General features: G+C 35.7%; 9 protein-coding genes and 1 rRNA gene. 3 read left to right on the plus strand and 7 right to left on the minus strand.

Annotated elements, in window-relative coordinates; all coding sequences use genetic code 11:
* Positions 1 to 515: 515 nt before the first annotated feature.
* From J2S74_RS26890 to J2S74_RS26905, 4 genes are all read right to left on the minus strand, one after another.
* The gene (locus J2S74_RS26890) at positions 516 to 2,285 is read right to left on the minus strand and encodes an SLC13 family permease (protein ID WP_307332724.1); all 1,770 of its coding nucleotides are present in this window, start codon (positions 2,283 to 2,285) and stop codon (positions 516 to 518) included.
* A gap of 122 nt (positions 2,286 to 2,407) precedes the next feature.
* The gene (cysC, locus tag J2S74_RS26895) at positions 2,408 to 3,001 is read right to left on the minus strand and encodes an adenylyl-sulfate kinase (protein ID WP_307332727.1); all 594 of its coding nucleotides are present in this window, start codon (positions 2,999 to 3,001) and stop codon (positions 2,408 to 2,410) included.
* Positions 2,994 to 4,163 (minus strand): sulfate adenylyltransferase, encoded by a 1,170-nt coding sequence (sat, locus tag J2S74_RS26900; protein WP_307332728.1) that lies wholly within the window; start codon positions 4,161 to 4,163, stop codon positions 2,994 to 2,996. The genes cysC and sat overlap by 8 nt, the downstream gene beginning before the upstream one ends.
* A 206-nt stretch (positions 4,164 to 4,369) precedes the next feature.
* Positions 4,370 to 5,077 carry a phosphoadenylyl-sulfate reductase gene (locus J2S74_RS26905; protein WP_307332731.1) on the minus strand — a complete coding sequence of 236 codons (708 nt, stop codon included), beginning with the start codon at positions 5,075 to 5,077 and terminating at the stop codon, positions 4,370 to 4,372.
* A gap of 223 nt (positions 5,078 to 5,300) precedes the next feature.
* On the opposite strand from J2S74_RS26905, the gene J2S74_RS26910 reads away from it, so the two are divergent.
* The 3 genes from J2S74_RS26910 to J2S74_RS26920 are packed head-to-tail and all read left to right on the plus strand — an operon-like array spanning position 5,301 to position 7,179.
* Complete coding sequence (locus J2S74_RS26910; RefSeq protein ID WP_307332734.1) at positions 5,301 to 5,996, plus strand: 2-phosphosulfolactate phosphatase; 696 nt, start codon at positions 5,301 to 5,303, stop codon at positions 5,994 to 5,996.
* Between the two features lie 2 nt (positions 5,997 to 5,998).
* On the plus strand, positions 5,999 to 6,784 hold the full coding sequence (locus J2S74_RS26915; protein WP_307332743.1) for a phosphosulfolactate synthase: 786 nt from the start codon (positions 5,999 to 6,001) through the stop codon (positions 6,782 to 6,784).
* Entirely contained in the window at positions 6,781 to 7,179 is a 399-nt protein-coding gene (locus tag J2S74_RS26920; RefSeq protein ID WP_307332736.1) for a VOC family protein, read from the plus strand. Before J2S74_RS26915 ends, J2S74_RS26920 begins: the two co-directional genes overlap by 4 nt.
* 80 nt (positions 7,180 to 7,259) lie before the next feature.
* On the opposite strand, the gene J2S74_RS26925 is transcribed toward J2S74_RS26920, so the two are convergent.
* From J2S74_RS26925 to rrf, 3 genes are all read right to left on the minus strand, one after another.
* Positions 7,260 to 7,892, minus strand: a complete 633-nt coding sequence (locus J2S74_RS26925; RefSeq protein ID WP_307332740.1) for a YitT family protein — start codon at positions 7,890 to 7,892, stop codon at positions 7,260 to 7,262.
* 174 nt (positions 7,893 to 8,066) lie between these two features.
* Positions 8,067 to 9,260, minus strand: a complete 1,194-nt coding sequence (locus J2S74_RS26930) for an MFS transporter (protein WP_307332746.1) — start codon at positions 9,258 to 9,260, stop codon at positions 8,067 to 8,069.
* A 664-nt stretch (positions 9,261 to 9,924) separates the two neighbouring features.
* Positions 9,925 to 10,017, minus strand: a 5S ribosomal RNA gene (gene rrf, locus J2S74_RS26935); the annotation flags it as partial.

The raw sequence follows: 10,017 nt of genomic DNA on the forward strand, positions 1-10,017 counted from the left end.
CCAGGATCAAACTCTCCAATAAAGTGTTGAGCTTGATGTTCTGACATCAAAACCAGTTAAACTGGCTAATTTAAAAATTCATTGACGGGATATTGAATCGGTCGTATAAAACGACTTTCATATCCCACTTCACTTGGCTTTTTGTTTAGTTTTCAAAGGTCAACCTTGTTTGTTGCTTTTTTTGTGACAACTCTTATATTATATCAGAATAACACTTTGTTGTCAACGACTTTTTTGAAGTGTTTTTTTTATCCGTTTTTAGCGACAAAACTAATTATAGCAAAATAATTAATTCTACGCAATACTTTTTGATGTTTTTCTTAGTAATATTTTTTTGCTTTGTTTTCTAACGACAAAAATTATAATAACATCATTTTTAATTCTACGCAACATTTTTTTTGCTTTTTTTTATCAATTATATTGTTAATTAAATAAACGATAATTTAAAGTATTTCTGTCATCTGCGTTTCCACAGGTGACAGAAATACTTTTATGAAATTATCTTAATTCATTTTTTATAAAATGAAAAAGCATATTGTAACAGTTACGAAAAGGTATAACAGGTTTAGTGGTATACCTACTTTTAAATAATCAGTAAATCTATATCCCCCCGGTCCATAAACGATAAGGTTAGTTTGATATCCTATCGGTGTAGCAAAACTAGCTGAAGCTGCAATAGTTATTACAATAAAAAATGACATCGGATCAATGGCTAAATGTACAGCCGTTGCTGTAGCAATTGGAAACATAATAACAACTGCTGCGTTATTCGTAACTATCTCTGTAAACAATGTTGTGACAAAATATAAAATAACTAAAATCCCAAGAATCCCTAAACTCTGAGTAATCCTTACTAAGTGTTCTGCAATAAAAGCAGCGGTTCCGGTTTTTTCTATAGCAATACCTATACCAATTGCACTTGCAATAACAAGGAGAATATTAAATTGAACGTACTTCCTAACTGTATCAAATGTTATTGTTTTTGTTAGAAAAAGTGTCAAAACTGCAAATACGGCGGCTTTAAACATTGTTAATATTTCAAAAGTTGCCAGTAAAACCATTGTCACTAGAGTTAAAATAGCAATAAACGTTTGTTTCCTATTCATTACTTCAGGACTGTCAACTGGAGTAATAATATAGAAATCTTTTGAACTTGACCACCTACTTATAAAATCTCTCCCAGCAAGAATAAGTAATGTATCACCAGGCTCAAGCTTTACATCTCCTACTTTTTTTGTGGTGTGCTTTTTGTTCCGGTGGACCGCAATAACACCGCCGCCAAACCTTGACCTAAACTTATTTTGCCTAATAGACTTATTAATTAATGTGGATTGGTGTGAAACTACTGCTTCAAGCAAAACTTGATTTCCGTTTTTTAATTCCTCCAACTCAATAGTCGAACCAGTATCAACCCTTACCCCTTTTATATTTTGCAGTTCAACAATGGTGGAGATTAATCCTGTAAAAATTAGTCGATCCCCTTCTTTAATTTTGTGATGGGAAGTAACTGGTGCAACTTTCTCTCCATCCTTACGAATAATTTCAATAAGGTATAATCCATTTAATTGGCGAAGTCCAGCATCCATTATTGTTTTTCCGACAATTGGTGAAGTGTTCTCAACAACTAATTCTGAAAGGTACTCCCTCGTATTCTTAAATATGTCCTCAGAAGACTTCCTCTCTGGTAATAACCGATACCCAATTGTACTCATAAATAGAATACCGAGTAGTGCTGCAGGAATTCCAACAACCGCTAATTGAAACATGGAAAAACCAGTATATCCGTTATCTATCATCAATCCATGAACTAATAGATTTGTAGAGGTTCCAATTAGTGTAATCGTACCCCCGAAAATTGTAGCGTAGGACAAGGGTATTAAGAATTTAGATGGTGAAATGTTTCTCTCCTTACACCAATTTCTAACTAATGGAGTAAACATAACAACAATCGGAGTATTGTTAAGAAATCCTGATAACCCTGATACTGGTATCATCATCCGTATGATAGAAAATCTAGGTTTTTTACCATGTCCAAGGGCACTTTTTACAAATTTGGTAAGAATCCCACTTTGTTGTACAGCACCCGCAATTATAAATAAAAGGGCAACAGTAAGCATTCCCTCGTTAGAAAAACCTTTAACAGCTTCTGCAGGCGTAATAATTCCTAATAATAGCATTACTGCTAAAGTGCAAAAAACAATAAAATCTGGCCTTGTGATTTCTTTCATTAAACAAACCATCATACAGCCGACTATTATTAGCACCATAAAAATATCTATCGTCATGACCCCATATTTATCCTCCCTCTTCCAGTAACTTGAGTATTACTTATTTTTTTCGGGGTCCCCTTTATTTGTGCAATGTTCAGAAAAATAAAGGTAATAATCCTTTAGGTCAACATAAAGCTTTATATAATCTTTTTTTCCTTTAAATAATCAACTATTCGGTCTACTGCCTCCACCATAGACAGTTCATTTGTATTGATAATTATTTCAGGATTCAATGGTACTTCATAAACAGAATCAATCCCTGTAAAATTACAAATCTCCCCCGCTCTTGCTTTTTTATATAACCCCTTTGGATCTCTTATTTCGCAAACCTCAATCGGACATTTTACATAAATTTCAATAAATTCACCCTCTGAAAATAACTCTCTTACCATTTCCCTATCATCTCGAAAAGGAGAAATAAATGCCGTTAAGACGATTTGGCCACTATCTACAAATAGTCTCGAAATTTCCCCAATTCTCCTAATGTTTTCCACTCTATCCCTGTCACTAAATCCTAAATCACTATTAATACCATGGCGAATGTTATCCCCATCTAGAATATAACTTCTCTTCCCTAAATTAAATAAACATTCCTCTACTTTATTTGCAATAGTAGATTTACCTGATCCAGAAAGTCCTGTAAACCATAGAACTGCACTTTTATGATGATTTAATCTTTGCCTGTCTTCCTTTGAAATACTGGTAGGATGCCAGACTACGTTCTTACCCATTGACTTCACCCTGTGTACTTTCCACCAGCTGCTTTGCCATACCTTTTATTAATACTGCAGCTACTTCAGGACGACTAAATTCCTTTGGAGGCATTATTCCATTCCGAAGAAGTTCCCTAACCTTTGTTCCAGATAAAATAACATGATGTTCAGAGTTGTGGGGACATGTTTTGGCAGAGCCCATATTCCCGCATTTACGGCAATAAAAACTATGGTCAAAGAACAGCGCTTTAATGCCTAGTTCCTTCTCTGTAAAATAGGAAAAAATATTTTGGGCATCATATGTCCCGTAATAATCTCCGACACCAGCGTGATCACGCCCAACGATAAAGTGCGTACAACCATAATTTTTTCGAACCAACGCATGAAAAATAGCTTCTCTCGGTCCTGCGTATCGCATAGCGGCAGGAAAGGCTGATAATAATACCCGGTCTTTTGGATAATAGTTATCTAATAAAACACGATAGCTTTCCATCCTTACGTCACTAGGAACATCATCAGATTTTGTCTCCCCAACGAGTGGGTGAAGCAGTAACCCATCGACCATCTCTAAGGCCGCTTTTTGTATATATTCGTGTGCCCGGTGAACAGGATTACGTGTTTGAAAACCTACGATAGTTTTCCAACCAAGTTCTTTAAACACTTCTCTAGTTCCTGCTGGATCTAACACAAAGGTCTTCTTTTCTGGTTGATGAAATACCTTAATTGGACCACCTATATAAACATTTGGTCTGTTAAATAATTTATTTACACCTGGGTGTTTGAGATCTGTTGTTTGAAAAACGCGGTTGGCTTCCTCCTCTTTATTGGGTGTATAGATACTAGTTACTGTTAATACTCCATAGGGAACACCTTCATGTACTAGTTTTACGTCATCACCAATCGCTAATGAATTAGCTTTTTCTTCTGAAACAGGTAACGTTATGGGGAGACTCCAAGGAAGACCATTGGATATCCGCATGTCATTTACAACGGATAAATAATCTGCTTCATTAAGAAATCCTTCCAAAGGACTGTATGCGCCTGTCCCAATAAGTTCTAAGTCACTTATGGCCATGCGGTCTAATTCTATTTCCTTTTCACAAAATAAGAGTGTGCTCTTCCTATCTTCACCTATAATTCGATTTACTAATTTCCCCCCATGAGGGTGACCAAGTTCCATTTTTCAACCTCCATTTTGACATTTTTCTTTAGGCTTTTTCTAAGAATATAATTTGACTTGGATACGCTACAGGCATAATATTACCGTCCTGGTTCAGCGGGCAACACTGGATTCACCACCTTCCACTTCTCCAAGCTATCTAAAAAAAGCAACAAAGTTTGCGATAATAGCCTTCCGTTATAAAAAGTCACTATTTGAAAATAGAATTATCCGTGCAAACCACATTCTGTTTTCTTGCTTGTGGACCACCGTCCTCCTCTAAAATCTCTATTGTTTTCTACTGGAACAGTACATTTTTCACAACCGATACTCGGGTAATTTTCATCATGCAGCTTGTTGTAGTCTAGGTTATTTAGACCAACATAACTCCATATATCCTCCCAAGTCCAATAGATAAGGGGACAAACTTTTATAAGTTTAAACTTATCATCTTTATTAATGAATTTAAGGTGCTTTCTAGTTGGTGACTGTTCATGCCTTAATCCTGATATCCATGCCAAGTTACCTTCTAGTTCCTTTGTTAATGGAATTATTTTTCGTAGGTGACAACAAAGATTTGGATCACGTTCCCAAAGCTTATCTCCATACTCATTTTTTTGCTCTTCTAGACTTAAACTGGGTTTGATTAGTTTAATAGTTAATTCCGGATACCTCTCTTTCACTTTGTTGATAAGCTCATAGGTTTCCTTAAAATGAAGCCCTGTGTCTAAAAATATTATTCGCGCCTTTTTATTGATTTTATTAATTAAATCGATCAACACTATTCCTTCTATACCAAAACTACAAGCATAAACTACCTTGTCTCCATATTCCCTATATGTCCATCTGATGACATCCATAGTATCTTTAATAGATTCCAAATTTTTATTTACACATTCTTCATCCCAGGTGGTATATGTTAATTTTCGTTCCATTAATTTCGCCTCTCTTTTTCAACCGAGCTTTTTCCTTGTTGATGCTTTTAAATTCCTCCTTCCTAAATTCTACTAGGCAATTTATTCAAATCTTAGGGAAAGGTGAAACAAATAGGCTATAATCCAATCACTAACGTACAAGTACCCATTGATAGGCAGCGGGCATATACATATCGAGCAACGCAAAAAATAATAGTGACTATAGCAATTGGAGAGATGACAATTGAAAATTAAGATTATACAAGGAAATAATAACGATTTGAAAGCTTCTGACATAAATGTTGTTATCGATGTTATAAGGGCATTTACCGTTGCACACTACGCTTTTATCCATGGAACGAAGGAAATCTTCTTAGTGAATTCAGTGGAAGAAGGCTTTAACTATAAACAAAAGAATCCACAGTTTCTATTAGCTGGGGAGGTGAATGGCTTACCAATAGAGGGGTTTGATTTAGACAACTCACCATTGTCTGTTATTAAAAGTGACTTGCAAGGAAAAACTCTAATTCAAAAAACGACAAACGGCGTTAAGGGGACATTAAATTCATTAAATGCCGATGCCATTTTTGTAACAGGCTTCACCAATGCCAGAACAACAGCGAGATATATTCACCAAATTTCCCACATGCAAAAAAAAAATATTCAAATTAACATTATTGCCTCCCATCCAACAGGGGATGATGATCTTGCATGTGCGGAGTACATTAAATCCATAATTGAAAATAAAAACAGTGTATCAGCTGAGGATGTAAAAAAAAGAATTGAAAACTCCCATGTGGCGGCGAAGTTCTACGATGACACCAGACCAGAATTTAACCGAGAAGACATTTCGCTGTGTACAAGAGTTGTAGATAGTAATTTTGTGATGAAAGTGAATACTTCATCTTTAATACCAAAGATTGAGAGGATTAACATATGAATTTGAATATTTCTGGACTTACACTTCCATATAGACAAGCAAAACCAAGAAATTACGGATTAACCATAGTGATTGATAACGGGCTACCACTTCAGTTGTTTAAGGACACAATTAGAAGTTCGGCAGACTTAGTGGATTTAGTAAAATTTGGTTGGGGAACATCCCTTGTCACAAAACAAATCCAAGAAAAAATCCAATGTTTACAAGAGCATCAAGTAGAATTCTTTTTTGGTGGTACGTTATTTGAAAAGTTTGTTAGTCAAGGGAAAACAAACGAATTTTATAATTACTGTAAAAGGTATCAATGTAATTTTGTAGAGATTTCCAATGGAACTATTCCATTAACCAACATAGAAAAAGCAAAATTTATTTCAGAATTCTCTAACGAATTCCTAGTACTAAGTGAAGTTGGTAGAAAAGACGGAGATCAGTCAGAAGCCCAAAGCTCGGAGGAATGGATTGAATATATTCAACAGGATTTCGAAGCTGGAGCTTTTAAGGTGATAACGGAGGCAAGAGAAAGCGGAACTAGTGGTATATGTACTAGAAATGGGGACATCAAGCTGCAGATACTTGAAAATATTTTTTCTGCTGAAATTCCTTTGACTAAAATGATTTTTGAAGCCCCTAATAAGAAACTACAGACTTTATTTATCAATAAACTTGGATCAAATGTTAACTTAGCAAATATTCCTTTTACAGACATCATTCCACTAGAGACACTACGGCTCGGATTACGTTCTGATACATTTCATATAATAAATAAAATTGAGGAGACCACAATATGAGAGAAACAAATAAGGTATTCCATCTTGCGGTCCCATGTAAAAACCTAGATGAGACTGTAGATTTTTATGAAAAATTAGGTTGCAGGCTAGCAAGAAGATACGATGATCGAGTTACCTTTAATTTCTTTGGTGACCAACTCGTATGTCACCTTAACCCAGATAAGATTGATACAAAACCATCCATGTATCCTAGACATTACGGGATGACCTTTACTGACAAGAATGAATTTAATCAATGCTTACAGAAAGCCTATGAGGAGGAACTCCCTTTTTTTCAAGAAAAAAGGCTTCGTTTTGAAGGTAAACAAGAAGAGCACATTACCTTTTTCCTAATAGATCCTTCCAATAATTTACTAGAGTTCAAATACTATTATGATGTATCAATGGTTTATTAATCTATAACCGGAGAAAAAGACACCCTCTATGGGTGTTTTTTTTTGACCAGTAACAGCCCGCTCTGTAAGAGGAGGCCTCGTTATTTATTCCTCCATTGAAATTGAGGTGTGATGTGGGGGTTTATTCTCAATTTATATATAAAATCAATTACTTTTGTAGAAAACCATTGACAAATTACTGCGTAAACAAAAATCTCTAAACTTATCACGGTTGCCGTTAGTATGAATATGGTAAGATTCACCCAAAACATTACTTTTCCAGGAAGGATTCCCTTATATTCGGCTATTAAAAGTGCTGGTATTACCATTCCGCCACTTGAAGCCCCATTTCTAATAAGGATCCCAACTCCTAAACCAAACAGTGCTCCTCCTAAAAATAAGTCAGCGACAATGTTAACATGTGGAGGAATAATAGATGAAGTTAGACTAACTGTAAAGGCTGTTATAGATACCGAATACATGGTACGAACTGTCCACCAATTTCCAAATTTAAATATGGCAAGGACAAGTAATGAAAAATTAACAAGCCATAACACAAAACCCAAGGGCAACTGAAACCAATAGTTAAAAATCAGTGCCAAGCCCGCTGCTCCACCAGATGGAATCCCATGGGGGAAAAGAAAAAATGACATGGCGATACCCTGTATAAAGCCACCAATGGTTAAATAAATAAACTTAGGCCATTCTCTATGTAAAAAGTCTTCAAATACCATCTGTTTACCCCTGTCCAACATCTTTTATATCATTGTATTTCTGTTTTTTTTAAATAGTATGAAATAGAAAAAATTGCAGATATTTTTGCTTCGTTCCCTTCTTAACACCACAAAAAAAAACTCTTTGTTAGCTCCATTAATAGCTAATAAAGAATTTTTTTTGAGAAAAAAGCTTTATTCTGTAGTAAGCTGAAATTTTTTAAATAATGTATGGCCATGTGGGTCAGATTCCTGTTCCTTGTTAACATGGATTAAGAATAAACAGAGTAACCCAATCAGTAACGTTAAGCCTGCCGTAGTTAAAAACATTCCTGTCCTTGACCAATTCATCAACCATTCAAAAATCGGCGGTCCAACTGCTACTCCCAAAAATCGAACAGACCCATACAATGATGTGACAAACCCTCTTCGTGCAGCTCCAACAGATCCTGTTATAAAGCTGTTGATACAAGGTAGAACTAGACCAGTTCCAATACTGCTAATAACAAGCACTGAAATAAAGGGAAACAATCGTGTAAAGAACACTAAAGCGGAAAATGAGATTGTCATTAAAAGAAAGCCCAAAATGATAATTTTTTTCATCCTCATCATGTCTTTTCCTATTTTACTTCCCGTTGTAAAGGATGTAACCATCATAAATAATAATGGGATGGCCAGTATGGCTCCTTTTAAAACCCCTTCTATATTGTATCTTGTTTCTAACGTATCTGATAAATAGAACAAGATACCAAAAAGTGTAAACAAACATGTTGCACCAGCTAAGTAGGCAGTAAAGAGCCAACGGCCTTCATGTCTAAAAACAGAAAATAATCCTTTAACATATTTCCCCAATGCAGGTGCTTCTTTCTTTTTCTTTTTTTCCTTAACAAAAAAAGCTGTTAATAGTACCGAAATAAGAACAAAAACTGGAAATCCCCAGAAAGGACCGTGCCAAACCAATAAGGCTAATAGGGATCCTATTATTGGTGAAAGGACTTTCCCAAATCCATTTGATGCCTCAACGATACCCAGTACTTTACTTTGTTCTCCACCTTTAAATAAATCGCCTGTTAATGCCATAGCTATTGGGGCTGTTCCTGCTGCCCCTATTCCCTGTAAAGCCCTCCCAACCATTATCCAAAGGTATGGACTGTTAAACCAAGCCGCAGCTATCCCAGCTAATAACCCACCAATACCATATAGAATTAAAGCAGGTATAATGATGGACTTCCTTGTAAAACGATCTGACATATATCCTAAAATCAAAATGGAAATAGCCGCTGTGACGGAGAAAATCGTAATTGTGAGACTAGCTTGAAAAGCAGAAACTCCAAGTTCCTTCTCCATTCTAGGTAGGATAGGAATAAGCATAGAATTTCCTAACGTCATAATTAAGGGAATGGAGCCAATCGCTAATATAACTAAGCCTTTCCCCTTGGTTGACAATCGCAACACCCCCCTATTTCTGTTTACCACTGTGCATACACTTATAGTTAAATAAATCCCTCAAAGAATAAAGGAGACCATAATTAGGTATTAATAAAAAACATCCTGAATATGGCTCTAGTTTTATAATGCAAATATAGAATTACCTAGACTAGCTAAATTATGTTTAATTATATAAATATCTTTTAGTTAGAAAGGAATTAATATTCAAAAATTTATCAAAGAAATTAAAATAAGGAGGTTACCTGCTGTTAACCGGGTTTACAATCTATAACTGAAGGGTTTACTGTCCATTGGGAAGTGTTTACTATCCGTTAGTAGGGGGTTACTATCCATTTAGAAGGTTTTACTGTCCGTTATGCTAAGTTTACTTGTCGTGTTCATAATTCTGACATAAAAATTCCTTTTCATTTAATATGTAACGCTTCACCGCTCGATTAGTTGGGGCTGCAGTTAGTTACAACTTAGTTTACCCACGTATATAGTAACGTTACCCGCCATAAAATTCGAATTACCCGCCGTTGCGAGCAATTTACCCGCGGTATTCATATTTCAGACATAATTCGGTATATAAAAAAGACACTCTCATCTGAGAATGTCTTTACCTGCCCAGCAACGTCCTACTCTCACAGGGGGAAACCCCCAACTACCATCGGCGCTGGAGAGCTTAACTACCGTGTTCGGCATGGGAACGGGTGTG

The organism is Evansella vedderi (assembly GCF_030813435.1).
GTDB lineage: Bacteria > Bacillota > Bacilli > Bacillales > Salisediminibacteriaceae > Evansella > Evansella vedderi.